Below are 15,901 nucleotides of genomic sequence, written 5' to 3'. Positions count from 1 at the left end.
CTTTAATGCAGATTCTATACGGCTTTATTCTTGCAGCGTTGCATCAGGTGGCAAAATTACTTTGCCTTGTTTTAAGCTGTCTAAAGCCTCACGGTTAAAATCTACCAATAAAGAATTGTTTTGTGGATCAATCGCATAACGGCTAATTAATTTTTGATCGCCTTGTAAGGTTTCAAGGCGGTATTCATCTGCAATATTCATAATGCCGTCTAAATTAATGGTGGCAGATGCTTTGTCTTGGCGAAATAATTCGTAAATATCACGCAGGTCAAAAATTGCATTTTGTGCGTCAGGATGTTTTTCAAAATAATTTTGCAAATGACGAATAAATAATTGCGCAAACATAAAGTAATTTGGTTTGTGGGTATAGTCTAAGCTCATGTGTTTACTCCTTATTATTCAAATTTTTAATGCTTACTAGGAATAGCACACTCTGGGTGAAAAATTAAAGAAACTCAGGGTCTAAGTTGCAAAAACTACACAAAATTTTGTGCGGCTTAAACTAAGCTGAAACCTGAAGTTGCGATGATCTCTCTATAAATTTAAAAACTCTGCAACGAAGCGCTCAATTGGTGTTATGGAAAAAATAATCACAACTGATTTATCTATTTGTTAAAGCGATTAAGAGCCCTGCGGAGTAGTGGAATTCTAAAATATCAAGTATTTGAATAAAAAATCATCCGAAAGACTAAGACTTATGAACTAGCAAGTGAAATCATAAATCAGGTACAATTGGCGTGATTAATTTTGTGTTTGGTGTATTTGAAGGCCAATACATACATTCTTTGTTAATAAATAGGCCTGCCAGGAGTTATCCCCGCATGAGTGCCATTACTCCATACGAATGGGCAATTATTGCCTTCGTGATCGGCGTTACATTTTTATGCGTCTTTATGCTGACCGTTCCTTTACTCCTTGGGGGTAAATCATGGGGGCGTGCAAAGCAAGAGCAGTTTGAGTCGGGTGTTGTAGGTGCTGGTGGAGCACGTATCCGCTTATCTGCAAAGTTCTATTTGGTTGCAATTTTCTTTGTAGTCTTCGACCTAGAAGCACTTTATCTTTACGCATGGGCAACATCGGTTCGTGAAGTAGGTTGGTTTGGTTTTACCACTGTGGTGATTTTTGTTGTCGACTTATTGATTGCTTTGATTTACGCAATTTCTGTCGGTGCTTTAAATTGGGCACCTGTAGATCGTCGCAAATCAGCCGGTATACCATTGAAAATTGGTTCGCCAAATATGAATCTTGCAGAAATCACACGCTTTAACTCAATTGAAGAATTGGTTATGGACCCTACCGGTCAAATTCCAGCTCAATCCTCTGGTCGTGTAAAAAAATCTGCGACTACCTCATCTGACAAGGAGTAACTCGGGATGAAATATACCTTAACCCGTGCGAATCCCGATGCTGATCAATATCCACTTCAAGAGCGTCAAATTGTTACAGATCCGCTTGAAGAAGAAGTGAATAAAAATGTGTTCATGACTCGTTTAGAGGACTTGGCACATACAGCAGTAAACTGGGGACGTAAGAACTCAGTTTGGCCGTTTAACTTTGGTACATCGTGCTGCTACGTAGAATATGCAACGACATTAACAGGCGTGCATGACTTGTCACGTTTTGGTGCCGAGGTTATTCGTGCTTCACCGCGTCAGGCAGACTTGATGATTGTTGCAGGTACGTGTTTTGTGAAAATGGCACCTGTAATTCAGCGTTTGTACGAGCAAATGCTTGAGCCTAAATGGGTTATCTCAATGGGCGCATGCGCAAACTCAGGTGGTATGTACGACATTTATTCAGTTGTACAAGGTGTGGATAAAATCATTCCTGTGGATGTGTATATTCCAGGTTGCCCACCACGTCCTGAAGCATTAATTCAAGCATTAATGTTATTACAAGACCAAATTCAATTAGAGCGTCGTCCGTTGTCTGCGGTGATTGGTGGTGATCTTAAGCCAGTGTACAAGCCGAAGATGATGCCAGAACGTGACCGTAAGAATGCACAGCGTATTGCGGTGAAAAACTTACGCTCTATGGATGAAATTAAATAATTTAAACGTACAAATATTGATGCACCCGAAGGGTGTAGTTGTCGTTTAGGTTGACTGAATTTGTATTAAATAGGAAGCCAAGCCAATGGCTGAAACTGACATTGCTATGCCAGAATCAACTACTGTTGATTCATGCCCAGCATTTGCAATTGTAGAAGACCTCAAAACCAAATTTGGTGAGAACTTCTACGTGCAAACGACTTTTGAAGATTTTCCAACAGTCTGGGTTGAGCGCGCACGTGTACAAGAAGTTTTAATGTTCTTGCGTACAGTGTCACGTCCATACGTGATGTTGTTCGATTTGTCTGCGGTAGACGAGCGTTTGCGTACTCACCGCGATGGTCTACCTGCGTCTGACTTTACTGTGTTCTATCACTTGTTATCGCTTGAGCGTAACACGGACATTCGTATTAAAGTTGCGTTGAATGAGAGTGATCTCAACATTCCAACAGCAACCAACATTTGGCCAAATGCCAACTGGTACGAACGTGAAGCTTACGATATGTTCGGCATTAACTTCGAAGGGCATCCAATGCTCCGTCGTATCTTGCTGCCAACCTATTGGGAAGGTCATCCGTTACGCAAAGAGTATTCTGCACGTGCTACGGAATATACACCGTATATGCAAAACCAAGCTAAACAAGACTTCGAGCAAGAACACCTGCGCTTTGTGCCTGAAGATTGGGGATTAAAACGCGGTAATAAAGACGAAGACTTCATGTTCCTGAACTTGGGTCCTAACCACCCATCTGCACACGGTGCGTTCCGTGTCATTTTGCAGTTGGATGGTGAAGAAGTGAAAGACTGTGTGCCAGATATCGGCTATCACCACCGTGGTGTGGAAAAGATGGCTGAACGTCAAACTTGGCATTCATTCATTCCGTATACAGACCGTGTGGACTACCTAGGTGGTTGTGCGCAAAACATGCCGTATGTGATGGGTGTGGAACAACTGGCAGGCATTACTGTGCCAGACCGCGCACAATGTATCCGTGTCATGATGTCGGAATTGTTCCGTATCAATAACCACTTATTGTTCATTGGTACTGCAATTCAGGATGCGGGCGGTATGACCCCTGTATTCTATATGTTCGCAGACCGTCAAAAAATCTACGATGCGATTGAAGCTATTACCGGTTACCGTATGCACCCAGCATGGTTCCGTATCGGTGGTACCGCACACGACTTACCGAACAACTGGCAACACCTGATTCGTGAAATCTTAGAGTGGATGCCAAAACGTATGAACGAATACTACACTGCGGCATTACGCAACTCGGTATTCATGGGTCGTACGCAAGGCGTAGCGCAGTATGATGCGAAATCTGCCTTAGCTTGGGGTGTGACAGGTACTGGTTTACGTGCAACAGGTATCGACTTTGACGTGCGTAAATACCGTCCATACAGTGGTTATGAAAACTATGACTTCGAAGTACCTGTAGAGTACGAAGGCGATGCTTACGCACGTGTACTGGTTCACTTCCGTGAAATCGAAGAGTCATTGAAAATCATCAAACAATGTCTAGATAACATGCCATCTGGTCCATATAAAGCAGACCATCCATTGGCTGTTCCACCACCAAAAGACAAGACATTACAAGATATTGAAACCCTGATTACGCACTTCTTAAGCGTGTCTTGGGGTCCTGTAATGCCTGCTGGTGAAGCATCTGTAATGGCAGAAGTGGTGAAAGGTGCATCGAACTACTACTTGACTTCAGATAAGTCAACGATGAGTTACCGTACCCGTATTCGTACACCAACTTTCACGCATTTACAGCAAATGCCTTCTGTGATTAACGGCAGTCTGGTATCTGACTTAATCATTTATTTAGCGACCATTGACGTCGTAATGGCAGACGTGGATCGCTAAGGGGTAAACGCATTATGATGATTTTGACTGATAAAAAGCCACGTGTGAATGTTGAAGGGATTTTGACTGCGGAAGAAATCCATGAAATTGAACATCACATTGGTCATTATCCGTACCCACGTGCAGCATCTTTAGATGCCTTGAAGTGTGTACAGCGCCGTAATGGCTGGGTAGATGATGCGCAGTTAAATGCGATTGCACAGCTTCTAACCATCAGCGTTGCTGATTTAGAAGGTGTTGCAACATTCTATAACCGTATTTATCGCCAGCCTGTAGGTCGTCACGTGATTTTATTGTGTGACTCGATTGCATGCTTCCTGATGGGTGCAGAAACACTTGCAGAAGCATTCCAGCGTGAATTAGGCATTCAGTTTGGTCAAACGACTGCAGATGGTCGTTTCACCTTATTACCAATTTGCTGTTTAGGAAATTGCGATAAGGGCCCAACCTTGATGATTGATGAAGATACTCACGGTTTAGTTGAGGTGACATCGGTGCAACAGTTATTGGAGAAGTATGTATGAATACCGAACCAAGACCAATTTATGGTGACGGTAACCCAGAAACGCATCCATTAACTTGGCGTTTAAGCAAGCAAGAGCACGTGCGTAATGCAGATGATTACGAAGCACTAGAAGGCTATGCAGGCTTTAAGAAAGCGATTTCTATGCCGCCTAAAGATGTGCTTGAAGTCATTAAAGCTGCGACAGTGAAAGGTCGTGGTGGTGCAGGCTTCCCAGCAGGGATCAAATGGTCACTGATGGCACCAAACGACAATTCAGGTCCACGTTACCTGATTTGTAATGCCGATGAGATGGAACCGGGTACTTTCAAAGACCGTTTGTTGATGGAAAAACTTCCACACCAACTGATTGAAGGTATGCTGATTGCTGCGTACACGCTTGAAGCAACCCACGGCTATATCTTTATTCGTGGCGAATACATCGAAGCTGCACAGTACTTAAATGAAGCGATTGAGCAAATTCGTGCCAAAGGTTATTTGGGCGAAAACATTTTAGGTACTAACTGGGGCTTTGAACTATACGTGCACACGGGCGCAGGTCGTTATATCTGTGGTGAAGAAACCGCATTGATTAACTCGCTTGAAGGTCGTCGTGCTAACCCACGTACTAAACCACCATTCCCGCAAGTTGCAGGGGCATGGGGTCGTCCAACGATTGTCAACAACGTAGAAACCTATAACAACTTACCTGCAATCATGTTGCGTGGTGCAGAGTGGTATATCGGTTTATCTGCAGGTAAATCGAAAGACCCTGGCACAAAAATTTACGGTGCTTCTGGTAAGGTGAAATTCCCAGGTCTATGGGAGCTTCCATTTGGTACGACTGCACGTGAAGTAATTGAAGACTATGCGGGTGGCATGCGTGATGGCTTGAAGCTAAAAGCATGGTTACCGGGTGGTGCATCTACCGACTTCTTGGCAGCAGAACACATTGACTTGCCTATGGATGCAGAAAGCATCATGAAGGCAGGTTCACGTTTAGGCACGTGTTTGCTTATGGTGGTCGATGAAACCCAATGTATGGTTTCTGCAACCCGTAACTTAGAAGAATTCTTTGCGCGCGAATCATGTGGTTTCTGTACCCCATGTCGTGATGGCTTACCGTGGGCTGTAAAAGCACTCAAAGCAATTGAAAATGGCGAAGGGAAAGAAGAAGACATTCAACATCTTCAAGAACTCACCAAAAAATTGTGGATTGGTAAGACCTTCTGTGCTCACGCACCAGGTGCGATGGAGCCATTAATGGGCGCACTCAAATATTTCCGTGGCGAATTTGAAGCAAAAGTGGCAAATAGCCGTCCTGCTGCTCAAGCTAGCAACGTAGAACAAGCTTAAGGAATTCGACTATGGCTACAATTCATGTCGATGGAAAATCGTACGAAGTCAATGGCTCGGAAAACTTGCTGCAAGCATGTTTGAGCCTTGGGATCGACATTCCGTACTTTTGTTGGCATCCATCCTTAGGTTCTGTCGGTTCTTGCCGTCAATGTGCCGTGACCCAATATGCGAACCCTGAAGATACTCGTGGTCGCTTGGTGATGTCATGTATGACACCTGCTGCTGACAATACCTATATCTCGATTGAAGACAAGGAAGCAACTGAGTTCCGTGCTTCAATTGTAGAGTTCTTGATGACCAACCACCCACACGACTGTCCAGTCTGTGAAGAAGGTGGTCACTGTCATTTACAAGATATGACTGTAATGACACAGCACGATCGTCGTCGTTACCGCTTTACTAAACGTACTCACTATAACCAAGAGCTTGGTTCGTTCATCGCGCATGAAATGAATCGTTGTATCGCGTGTTATCGTTGCGTGCGTTACTACAAAGACTATGCAGGCGGTACAGACTTTGGTGTCTATGCCAACGCATCACGTGTTTACTTTGGTCGTCCTGAATCGGGTACTTTGGAATCTGAATTCTCAGGTAACTTGACTGAAGTCTGTCCAACAGGTGTATTCACCGACAAAACTCACTCTGCGCGTTATAACCGTAAGTGGGACATGCAGTATGCGCCTAGCGTATGCCAAGGCTGTTCTTCAGGTTGTAACATCTCTCCGGGTGAGCGTTATGGCGAATTGCGTCGTGTAGAAAACCGCTTTAACGGTGAAGTCAACCAATACTTCCTATGCGATAAAGGTCGATTCGGTACAGGTTATGTGAACCGTGAAGATCGTCCACGTCAGCCTCAGTTCCGTAACGGTGCGAGCGTAGAAACCGTTTCTGTAGATGCTGCACTTGATACGATTATTGCCAAAGTTCAAGGCAAAAAAGTTTTGGGTATTGGTTCACCGCGTGCATCGCTTGAATCAAACTTTGCTTTGCGTGAGTTGGTTGGCCAAGACAACTACTCAACAGGTTTATCGCAAAAAGAGCAAAACTTGGTTGAACTTGCAGCTTCAATCATGCAAACCGAAGGGATTTACAACCCGGGTATGCGTGAAATTGAAGACTACGATGCTGTGTTAATTTTGGGTGAAGATTTAACCCAAACTGCACCACGTATGGCGTTGTCTGTTCGTCAAGCGGCGAAAAACAAAGCCAAAGAAATGGCGGCAGAGCGTCGTACGCCAGATTGGTTGGCTGAACCTGTGCAACGTATTGCGCAAGATGCAAAATCACCAATTTACATTTTGGCTGCAACGCAAACTCGTTTAGCTGATGTCGCAACAGGTGAAGTGGTTGCTTCTCCAAATGATATCGCACGTTTAGGTTTTGCCATTGCTGCTGCGGTTGCAGGTGACGTGATCACAGGTTTAGATGACGATGCGAAAGCATTTGCACAAACCATTGCTGACACGTTAAAAGCTGCGAAAAAACCATTGGTGATTTCAGGTACAAGCTTACTAGACGCTGCCATTATGGAAGCGGCTGCACAAGTGGCACAAAACTTGGGTGAAAACGCAGGTTTAAGCTTAACTGTGCCAGAAGTGAACTCAATGGGCTTGGCTATTTTTGGTGGTCAAAGCTTAGAGCAAGCATTTGCGCAAGATTACGATGCTGTGATTGTGGTTGAAAATGACTTATATCGTCGTTTACCTGCAGTACAAGTCGATGCAGCTTTAGCGAAAGCACAAGATGTCATCGTGCTAGATCATGCTGAAACCGCAACTGTGCAAAAAGCCAATATCGTACTTTCTGCAGCAAGCTTCGCGGAAGGTGATGGTACGGTGGTGAGTCAGGAAGGTCGTGCACAACGCTTCTTCCAAGTTTATGACCCAAGCTACTACAAACCTGAATTGGCGATTAAAGAATCTTGGCGCTGGTTACACGCACTTGAAACAGGCTTAAAAGGCAAAGCAATTGCTTGGACTGTTTTAGATGACGTGATTGAATCTGTAGTGAAGAATGTTCCAGCACTTGAAGCAATTCAAGATGTTGCACCAGATGCAGGTTTCCGTGTACATGGCTTAAAAGTTGCGCGTGAACCACGTCGTTACTCAGGTCGTACCGCTATGCGTGCACCGTTATCCATTCACGAACCAAAACAACCTGTCGATGTAGATTCAGCATTAACATTCTCTATGGAAGGTTATGTGGGTAATCAAACGCCAGCGGCACTTGTACCATTTGCTTGGTCTGCAGGTTGGAACTCGCCACAAGCTTGGAACAAATTCCAAGACAACGTGGGTGGTCACTTAAAAGGTGGTGACGCAGGTATTCGTTTATTCGACCGTTTGGCGAAACGTCCTGCACGTAGCTATGTTGCACCTGCACCAGTACTTGCAAATCCAGACAGCTTCCGTTTAATTCCAATGCATCACATTTTTGCATCGGGGGAATTTACGGTGAAAACTCCTGCAATGGAATCACGTATTCCTGAAGCAGTATTTGCTGTAGGTACGCAGGATGCGCAGCGTTTGAATCTACAAGATGGTCAAACAATTACTGTACAAGCAGGCGAAACATCTATCGTGTTGCCAGTACAAGTGATTGAATATTTACCTACAGGTTATATTGGCTACCCAATTGGTCTTGCACCAACGGTATCTCTTGCAGAGCCTGTTTCAGTCGCGGTAGGAGTGTAATTCATGCAACAAGAATTAATCCGTCAGACGCCGCTGTGGGCTGAGAACTGGCCAATTGCCTATTCAGTCATTCAAGCGATTGTCATCTTACTGGTTGTGGTATTGATTGCTGCGCTCATGTCTTTTATTGAGCGTCGTTTACTGGGCTTATGGCAAGACCGTTATGGTCCGAACCGTGTAGGTCCAGGCGGTATGTTCCAGATTGTTGCCGACATGCTGAAAATCATGTTCAAAGAAGACTGGACACCAAAATTTGCCGACAAACTTACGTTCCGTATGGCACCAGCAGTTGCAATGGCAACTGCGGTACTGTCGTTCATGGTTATTCCTGTATCACCTTATTTAGGTGTGGCAGACATGAGCATTGGTCTGTTGTTCTTTATGGCAATGGCAGGTATCGCAGTGTATGCGGTGTTATTTGGTGGTTGGTCATCAAATAACAAATACGCATTGCTTGGTGGTTTACGTTCAGCTGCTCAAACTATTTCTTATGAAGTGTTCTTGGGTATTTCACTCATGGGTGTGGTTGCCATTGCAGGCTCATTCAACATGCGTGAAATTGTTGAAGCGCAACGTGATGTTTGGTTTGTGATTCCACAATTCTTAGGTTTCTTAATTTTCGTGGTTGCAGGTGTTGCGGTAACTCACCGTCACCCATTTGACCAACCAGAAGCAGAACAAGAATTGGCTGAAGGTTATCACGTTGAATATGGCGGTATGAAGTGGGGGATGTTCTTCGTTGCAGAATATGTCAACGTAGTACTGATCTCTGCGCTTATCGTGACTCTATTCTTCGGTGGATGGCTAGCGCCGTTTAACCTTGAAATTCCATTCATTCCAGCAGCTTTCTGGTTCATTATCAAAACAGCATTCTTTGTGATGATGTTTGTCTTGGCTCGTGGTTCTTTAATGCGTCCGCGTTATGACCAAGTGATGAACTTTGGTTGGAAAATTTGCTTGCCATTGGCGCTTGTTAACCTTTTGGTAACTGGTGCTGTGATTCTTATGAATCATTCGGCCTAAGACAGCAGGGAGAACAATATGTTTAAGTTTCTAGCTGGGTTTGGGTCAATTGTACGTTCACTGTGGATGGTTTTCTCGCACGTGACACGTAAACGTGACACCATTTTGTATCCGGAAGTACCAGCCGAAGAAATTGTACCTCCACGCTTCCGTGGTCGTATTGTGTTAACACGCGATCCAGATGGCGAAGAGCGTTGTGTAGCATGTAACCTCTGTGCAGTTGCTTGTCCAGTAGGTTGTATTTCACTGCAAAAAGCAGAACAGGAAGATGGTCGTTGGTACCCAGAGTTTTTCCGTATCAACTTCTCACGCTGTATTTTCTGCGGTATGTGTGAAGAAGCATGCCCAACGACTGCAATTCAGTTAACACCTGACTTCGAGTTAGGTGAATATGTGCGTCAAGACTTGGTGTATGAGAAAGAACACTTACTCATTTCAGGTCCTGGTAAATATCCTGACTACAACTTCTACCGTGTAACGGGTATGGCTGTTACAGGTAAAGACAAAGGTCAAGCGCAACGTGAAAGCGCACCTATTGATGTACGGAGTCTATTACCATGATGTGGCCGTTTTACTTGATGGCACTCGTGGCCATTGTTTCTACGGTTCGTGTAGTGACTAACGCGAACCCAGTACATGCTTTATTAAGCTTGATCGTGTCATTACTTGCGGTTGCAGGCATGTTCATGATCGTGGGTGCACCATTTGCTGGTGCCTTGGAAATCATTGTTTATGCGGGTGCGATCATGGTCTTGTTCGTATTCGTGGTGATGATGCTCAACCTTGGTCAGCAAACTGTTGAGCAAGAGCGTAAATGGTTGACTTCATCAACTTGGGCATACCCAGCTTTGATGAGCTTCCTAATTGGTTTGGTTTTAGTGTGGTCATTAAGCTCAGACTACACTGCACCAAGCGCGCTTATGGGCACCGAAATGGTGGGTCCAAAAGCAGTGGGTCAAGCACTCTTTACTCAGTACTTATTGTTGGTTGAAGTTGCCGCAATGTTATTACTTGCAGCTTTGGTTGCAGGCTTCCACATCGGTAAACGTGAACCAAGTGCAGAAGAGGAAAAAGAATAATGGGCAACATCCCTTTAGAACATGGTTTGATTGTCGCGACCATTCTTTTTGCACTCGGTTTTTACGGTGTGATGGTGCGACGCAACCTACTATTTATTTTAATGGGCCTTGAAATCATGATGAACGCTGCGGCATTGGCGTTTGTCTTGGCTGGTAGTGCATGGGTACAACCAGATGGTCAGATCATGTTTATCTTGATCTTGACACTTGCTGCGGCAGAGGCGTGTATCGGTCTTGCGATCGTCCTTCAGTTCTATCATCGCTTCCATCATTTGGATGTGGATGCTGCTAGTGAGATGCGCGGATGAGTTATTTATATCTAACAGTATTGTTTCCGCTCATTGGTTTTATCCTTTTAGCGGCAGGGCGTAACAACTTACCTGAAAAAGTTGCTGCGATTATTGGCGTAGGTTCAGTGGGTCTGTCTGCATTATTTGCGCTAATTGCAGGCATGGACTTTGTGAACAACGGTTCGGTTGCAACGACTCAACATTTATGGACTTGGTTCAATGTAGGTGGTTTTGCGCCAGCAATTAGTTTGCACCTAGATGGTTTATCTTTACTCATGCTTGGCATGATTACGGGTGTGGGTTTCTTAATTCACATCTTTGCATCATGGTACATGCGTGGTGAAGAAGACTTTGCACGTTTCTTCTCTTACTTCAACCTGTTCGTTGCGAGCATGTTGCTGTTAGTTCTAGGCGATAACTTAGCGTTATTGTTCTTAGGTTGGGAAGGTGTAGGTCTGTGCTCTTACTTGCTGATCGGTTATTACTACCAAAACCCTGCAAATGGTTTTGCAGCAATCAAAGCATTTACCGTAACACGTGTGGGTGACGTTTTCTTACTGATCGCATTGTTCTTGTTGTATCAACAATTCGGTACCTTGAATACACAATACATCGTAGAAAATGCAGCCAATGTGATGACTCAAAGCTCATCTATCACCATTTGGACAGCGTTAATGTTGTTCTTGGGGGCTGCGGGTAAATCTGCACAAATTCCGTTACAAACTTGGTTAGCTGACGCGATGGCAGGTCCAACACCTGTATCTGCATTGATCCACGCTGCAACCATGGTAACTGCGGGTGTTTACTTATGCTGCCGTATGTTCAGCGTATTTGAACTAGCACCAGAAGTGATGTTGTTCATTTCTATTACAGGTGCGGTGACCTTGTTAGTTGCTGGTTTTGCTGCCTTGGTTCAAACCGACATCAAACGTATTTTGGCTTACTCAACCATGAGTCAGCTCGGTTATATGTTTATGGCGGTAGGTGCTGAAGCGTATCAGGCAGGTCTATTCCACATGCTGACTCACGCATTCTTCAAGGCATTATTATTCTTGTCTTCTGGTGCGGTGATTCTAGCTTACCATCACGAACAAAACATTTTCAAAATGGGCGGCTTGTTCTACAAGAACAAATTCCTATTTGCATGTTTCGCAATTGGTGGCGGTGCGTTGGCAGCGATTCCATTCTTGACCATTGGTTTCTTCTCAAAAGACGCTATTTTGGCAGCAGTTTGGACGCAAAGTCATATCGCAGGTATTCCGTTATATAACACCTTGTATTGGGTAGGTGTAGCTGGTGCATTCTTAACTTCAATTTATACATTCCGTTTAATTTGGGTTGTATTCTTTGGTAAAGAAAACACACCGTATCACGAAATCAAAGGCGCAACTTACTGGTTCCCATTGGCTGTACTTGCAATACTTTCAACTGGTTTAGCGATTGTATTAAAAGCGCCAGTCATGAGCATTCTTGATGCTGCAAAAATCCCAGCATTTGTGATTCCTGAAGCTTTGGAAGCAGGTGCACATGGTGCAGAGTATGTTGCAATTGGTGTGGCTTTGGCTGGTTTAGCCGTAGGCGTGGTGTTATTTGCCTTTGCTTATAATGCTGTAAAAGGTTTTGCGCAAACTTCATTGGGTGCGGGCCTTGCCAACATTTGCCGTAATGCACTTGGTTTCGATGCGTTGTATGACATCGTATTTGTAAAACCATTCTTGCTGATTGCCAAACTATTAGGTCGTGATCCAGTTGATGGCATGTGGTTAGTACTGCCTGCACTGGTCAAAGGTGGTCATAGCTTCACAAGTTCACGTCAAACAGGTTCATTACGTGAGTACGCATCGAGTATGGCACTTGGTGTTGTGGTCTTACTAATGATCTTGATCGTGATTCAGGTCGTGGGGAAATAAGATGGACGCTCCAAACAATTTAATTCTACCCGCGCTGATCCTTGTTCCGTTCATTGCAGGTTTTATTTGCTGGTTGGTCGATAAACTCGACGATAAATTACCGCGTTACATTGCTTTAGTGGGTATGCTCGTAACTTTGGGCTTAACTATCGCATTGTGGCAAGGTGCCAGCTATAACTACGAATTAGGCGCTCAAGTTCCAACTTGGTCGGCTGAATTTATGTTGCCTTGGATTCAAACCCTAGGCATCAACATTCACTTAGCGGTGGATGGCTTATCTTTACTTATGGTCGGCTTAACTGCATTACTGGGTGTTTTGGCAGTAGGCTGTTCATTTGGTGAGATTCAAAAGAACGTTGGTTTCTTCCACCTTAACCTTTTATGGTCTTTGGGTGGTGTAATTGGTGTATTCCTTGCAATTGACTTGTTCCTATTCTTCTTCTTCTGGGAGATGATGCTTGTACCAATCTACTTCCTGATTGCGTTATGGGGTCATAAAGGTTCAAATGGTCGTTCACGTGTTTATGCTGCAACCAAATTCTTTATCTACACGCAAGTTGCTGGTTTAATCATGTTGGTGGGTATCTTAGGTCTAGTGATCTATGGATACATGATGTCAGGTACGATTTCGTTCAACTACAACTATTTATTGGCTGTAGCGAATACGCTTGATGCACAGTTACCAGCAGTTGCTTATGCCTTCATGATCTGCTTATTCATCGGTTTTGCGGTAAAACTTCCTGTTTTCCCATTACACGGTTGGTTACCAGATGCGCACGCACAAGCGCCTACAGCGGGTTCTGTCGACCTTGCAGGTATTTTGATTAAAACTGCAGCGTACGGTTTACTACGTTTCGTAATTCCATTCTTCCCAGCGGCATCTGCTCAATTTGCAGACATTGCCATTATTTTGGGTTTAATTGGTGTGTTCTACGGTGCGTGGTGTGCTTTCCAGCAAACCGACATGAAGCGTTTACTAGCTTATACCTCTATTTCGCACATGGGCTTCGTATTACTTGCAATTTATGCAGGTAATATCCTGACTTACCAAGGCTTAATGATCATGATGTTAGCACATGGCTTGTCATCTGCAGCATTGTTCATTATGTGTGGCCAAATTTATGAGCGCGTACACACACGTGACATGCGTTTAATGGGCGGTATTCGTGGTCAATTCCAATACCTTTCATTCTTCCTGATGTTCTTTGTGGCAGCGTTAGTTGGTATTCCTGGTTTAGGTAACTTTATTGGTGAATTCCTGATTCTCATGGGTTCATTCGAGCAGTTCCCAGCCTTCACAATTATTGCGGCAGTGAGCTTGGTCTTTGCAGGTGTATACGGTTTAATCCTGATTCACAAAGCTTTGTTTGGTGTGCCAAATGAAGAGCAAAAACAGCACTATGCAAATCCGTTAAAAGATTTAAATGCACGTGAAGTTGTGATTCTTTCAATTTGTGCGCTGGGTCTAGTATGGCTTGGTCTGTATCCACAAACCTTCCTTGATATTTCAAACTCAAGTATGGCGTGGTTAGCAAATAGCTACATCCCAGTTCAAGAAGTAGTTGAAGTTACACAAGAAGTAACAGCTCAACTCGAAAATGTGGAGATCCAATAAGCCATGAACTTCACAATGTCATTTTCTGAGCTTATGCCTTTAGCTCCTGTGATGATCGTGGCTTTAACTGCGATTGTCGTGATGATCCTTACTGCAATTAAGCGTAACCATAACTTAATTGCTACAGCATCAGTGGTGGGCTTGAACCTCGCTGCTGCTTACCTTTTACTCATGATGTTTGGCGGGAACTTTGCTCCTGCCAGCGTGATGGGCATGTTTATGATTGATCCGTTCACCTTGTTATATCAACTGGTGATTCTGATCGCAGCATTGGCATGTTCTACTTTGTCTCATGCTTATATTGAGACCTATAAAGACAACCGTGAAGAACTTTACATCTTAATGTTGTGTTCGGTTACGGGTGCCATGTTAATGGTGTCAAGCTCGCACTATGCGTCGTTCTTCATTAGCCTTGAGTTAATGTCAATTCCTGTTTATGGCTTATTGGCATACACTCACCAGCGTTCTAAATCTTTAGAAGCAGGCGTGAAGTACTTAGTCTTGTCTGCAACTGCATCTGCAATGTTGCTCATGGGTATGGCGTACATTTATGCATACACAGGTTCATTGTCTTTCTATGACTCTGTACAAGCATTAATGCAAAATATCCAACAGCCATTAGTCGTTTTAGGTCTAGGCTTAATTGTCTTTGCTGTTGCATTTAAATTGTCTTTGGCACCATTCCACAAATGGACGCCAGACGTTTATGACGGTGCGCCTGCACCAATCGCAACCTTCCTTGCGACTGCGGCAAAAGTAGCAACCATTGGTTTGTTTGTACGTTACATTTTGGGTTCAGGTGCAATCCTGATTGACTCAATTGTAACCGTCATAACCATTATTGCTGTGCTTTCAATTTTGGTGGGTAACTTCCTTGCTGTACGTCAGGTTAACTTGAAACGTATTTTGGCTTACTCATCTATTGCGCACTTTGGTTATTTGTTGATTGGTTTAATCAGCATGACCTATGCAAGTTTGGGCAATGTCAGCGTTTATGTGATCACTTATGTGTTGACCACTATTGGTGCATTCGGTGCAGTGGCATTAATGTCTAGCCCGTATAACAACGTAGCAGAAGCAGAAAGCTTGGCTGACTACCGTGGTTTGTTCTGGCGTCGTCCAGTATTGACTGCTGTATTAACCGTGATGATGCTTTCTCTTGCAGGTATTCCACTCACTGCAGGCTTCATTGGTAAGTTCTTGGTGGTGATGGCTGCGGTCACGACTCAGCACTGGTTCTTAGCTGCGATGATCATCGTGGGTTCAGGTATTGGTTTGTACTACTACTTGCGCGTTATGGTGGTGATGTATATGACACCGCCAGACGAACCAAAAATGGATGCTGTCGATCATTGGGGTCAAAAAGTGGGCGGTATTATGGTATTGGCTGCAGCTTTAGCGGTATTGGTGATTGGTGTTTATCCAGACCCAATTATCAAAATGGCACTTGAAGCTGAAATTTTGTCACCCATCCATTTCATGCTGTCACAGCAATAATTTGAAAGA

General features: G+C 44.0%; 14 protein-coding genes. 13 read left to right on the top strand and 1 reads right to left on the bottom strand.

The features are described from left to right. Positions 1 to 24: 24 nt before the first annotated feature. Complete coding sequence (locus tag HX743_RS00485) at positions 25 to 381, bottom strand: hypothetical protein (protein ID WP_004975444.1); 357 nt, start codon at positions 379 to 381, stop codon at positions 25 to 27. 440 nt (positions 382 to 821) lie between these two features. Between HX743_RS00485 and ndhC the strand changes: the two genes are divergently transcribed. The 13 genes from ndhC (at position 822) to nuoN (ending at position 15,892) form a co-directional block, all read left to right on the top strand. Continuing rightward, positions 822 to 1,367: an NADH-quinone oxidoreductase subunit A gene (gene ndhC, locus HX743_RS00480; RefSeq protein WP_178318214.1), complete on the top strand. Its 546-nt coding sequence runs from the start codon at positions 822 to 824 to the stop codon at positions 1,365 to 1,367. A 6-nt stretch (positions 1,368 to 1,373) separates the two neighbouring features. After that, positions 1,374 to 2,051 (top strand): NADH-quinone oxidoreductase subunit B family protein, encoded by a 678-nt coding sequence (locus HX743_RS00475; protein WP_178318213.1) that lies wholly within the window; start codon positions 1,374 to 1,376, stop codon positions 2,049 to 2,051. An 85-nt stretch (positions 2,052 to 2,136) separates the two neighbouring features. Continuing rightward, positions 2,137 to 3,924: an NADH-quinone oxidoreductase subunit C/D gene (nuoC, locus tag HX743_RS00470; protein WP_178318212.1), complete on the top strand. Its 1,788-nt coding sequence runs from the start codon at positions 2,137 to 2,139 to the stop codon at positions 3,922 to 3,924. A gap of 14 nt (positions 3,925 to 3,938) precedes the next feature. Next, positions 3,939 to 4,448, top strand: coding sequence for an NADH-quinone oxidoreductase subunit NuoE (gene nuoE / locus HX743_RS00465; protein ID WP_004975451.1), 510 nt, complete (start codon positions 3,939 to 3,941; stop codon positions 4,446 to 4,448). After that, positions 4,445 to 5,782: an NADH-quinone oxidoreductase subunit NuoF gene (nuoF, locus tag HX743_RS00460; protein ID WP_004975453.1), complete on the top strand. Its 1,338-nt coding sequence runs from the start codon at positions 4,445 to 4,447 to the stop codon at positions 5,780 to 5,782. Before nuoE ends, nuoF begins: the two co-directional genes overlap by 4 nt. Before the next feature lie 11 nt (positions 5,783 to 5,793). After that, entirely contained in the window at positions 5,794 to 8,478 is a 2,685-nt protein-coding gene (gene nuoG / locus HX743_RS00455; protein WP_131261530.1) for an NADH-quinone oxidoreductase subunit NuoG, read from the top strand. A 3-nt stretch (positions 8,479 to 8,481) separates the two neighbouring features. Further along, entirely contained in the window at positions 8,482 to 9,501 is a 1,020-nt protein-coding gene (nuoH, locus tag HX743_RS00450) for an NADH-quinone oxidoreductase subunit NuoH (protein ID WP_004975457.1), read from the top strand. A gap of 18 nt (positions 9,502 to 9,519) precedes the next feature. Beyond that, positions 9,520 to 10,062, top strand: a complete 543-nt coding sequence (gene nuoI, locus HX743_RS00445) for an NADH-quinone oxidoreductase subunit NuoI (RefSeq protein WP_004975460.1) — start codon at positions 9,520 to 9,522, stop codon at positions 10,060 to 10,062. After that, entirely contained in the window at positions 10,062 to 10,580 is a 519-nt protein-coding gene (gene nuoJ, locus HX743_RS00440; protein ID WP_171062597.1) for an NADH-quinone oxidoreductase subunit J, read from the top strand. The genes nuoI and nuoJ overlap by 1 nt, the downstream gene beginning before the upstream one ends. Then, positions 10,580 to 10,888, top strand: a complete 309-nt coding sequence (nuoK, locus tag HX743_RS00435; protein ID WP_004975463.1) for an NADH-quinone oxidoreductase subunit NuoK — start codon at positions 10,580 to 10,582, stop codon at positions 10,886 to 10,888. The genes nuoJ and nuoK overlap by 1 nt, the downstream gene beginning before the upstream one ends. Then, positions 10,885 to 12,780 carry an NADH-quinone oxidoreductase subunit L gene (gene nuoL, locus HX743_RS00430; protein ID WP_178318211.1) on the top strand — a complete coding sequence of 632 codons (1,896 nt, stop codon included), beginning with the start codon at positions 10,885 to 10,887 and terminating at the stop codon, positions 12,778 to 12,780. Before nuoK ends, nuoL begins: the two co-directional genes overlap by 4 nt. Position 12,781: 1 nt before the next feature. Continuing rightward, positions 12,782 to 14,395 carry an NADH-quinone oxidoreductase subunit M gene (nuoM, locus tag HX743_RS00425; RefSeq protein ID WP_178318210.1) on the top strand — a complete coding sequence of 538 codons (1,614 nt, stop codon included), beginning with the start codon at positions 12,782 to 12,784 and terminating at the stop codon, positions 14,393 to 14,395. A 3-nt stretch (positions 14,396 to 14,398) separates the two neighbouring features. Beyond that, the gene (nuoN, locus tag HX743_RS00420; protein ID WP_178318209.1) at positions 14,399 to 15,892 is read left to right on the top strand and encodes an NADH-quinone oxidoreductase subunit NuoN; all 1,494 of its coding nucleotides are present in this window, start codon (positions 14,399 to 14,401) and stop codon (positions 15,890 to 15,892) included. Positions 15,893 to 15,901 lie beyond the last annotated feature (9 nt).

Origin of the sequence: Acinetobacter sp. Swhac1 (assembly GCF_013390985.1) — a bacterium.
GTDB classification, from domain to species: Bacteria; Pseudomonadota; Gammaproteobacteria; order Pseudomonadales; family Moraxellaceae; genus Acinetobacter; species Acinetobacter towneri.
Note: the sequence above shows the minus strand (reverse complement) of the source record. Positions and strands in the feature narration are given on the sequence as shown.

Excerpts from the sequence above, each read along its gene's own strand:
- nuoC (WP_178318212.1), top strand. The coding sequence starts at position 2,137 with ATGGCTGAAACTGACATTGCTATGCCAGAATCAACTACTGTTGATTCA.
- nuoN (WP_178318209.1), top strand. The coding sequence starts at position 14,399 with ATGAACTTCACAATGTCATTTTCTGAGCTTATGCCTTTAGCTCCTGTG.
- nuoL (WP_178318211.1), top strand. The coding sequence starts at position 10,885 with ATGAGTTATTTATATCTAACAGTATTGTTTCCGCTCATTGGTTTTATC.
- nuoH (WP_004975457.1), top strand. The coding sequence starts at position 8,482 with ATGCAACAAGAATTAATCCGTCAGACGCCGCTGTGGGCTGAGAACTGG.
- HX743_RS00475 (WP_178318213.1), top strand. The coding sequence starts at position 1,374 with ATGAAATATACCTTAACCCGTGCGAATCCCGATGCTGATCAATATCCA.
- nuoM (WP_178318210.1), top strand. The coding sequence starts at position 12,782 with ATGGACGCTCCAAACAATTTAATTCTACCCGCGCTGATCCTTGTTCCG.
- nuoK (WP_004975463.1), top strand. The coding sequence starts at position 10,580 with ATGGGCAACATCCCTTTAGAACATGGTTTGATTGTCGCGACCATTCTT.
- nuoF (WP_004975453.1), top strand. The coding sequence starts at position 4,445 with ATGAATACCGAACCAAGACCAATTTATGGTGACGGTAACCCAGAAACG.
- HX743_RS00485 (WP_004975444.1), bottom strand. The coding sequence starts at position 381 with ATGAGCTTAGACTATACCCACAAACCAAATTACTTTATGTTTGCGCAA.
- nuoJ (WP_171062597.1), top strand. The coding sequence starts at position 10,062 with ATGTGGCCGTTTTACTTGATGGCACTCGTGGCCATTGTTTCTACGGTT.
- nuoE (WP_004975451.1), top strand. The coding sequence starts at position 3,939 with ATGATGATTTTGACTGATAAAAAGCCACGTGTGAATGTTGAAGGGATT.
- ndhC (WP_178318214.1), top strand. The coding sequence starts at position 822 with ATGAGTGCCATTACTCCATACGAATGGGCAATTATTGCCTTCGTGATC.
- nuoG (WP_131261530.1), top strand. The coding sequence starts at position 5,794 with ATGGCTACAATTCATGTCGATGGAAAATCGTACGAAGTCAATGGCTCG.
- nuoI (WP_004975460.1), top strand. The coding sequence starts at position 9,520 with ATGTTTAAGTTTCTAGCTGGGTTTGGGTCAATTGTACGTTCACTGTGG.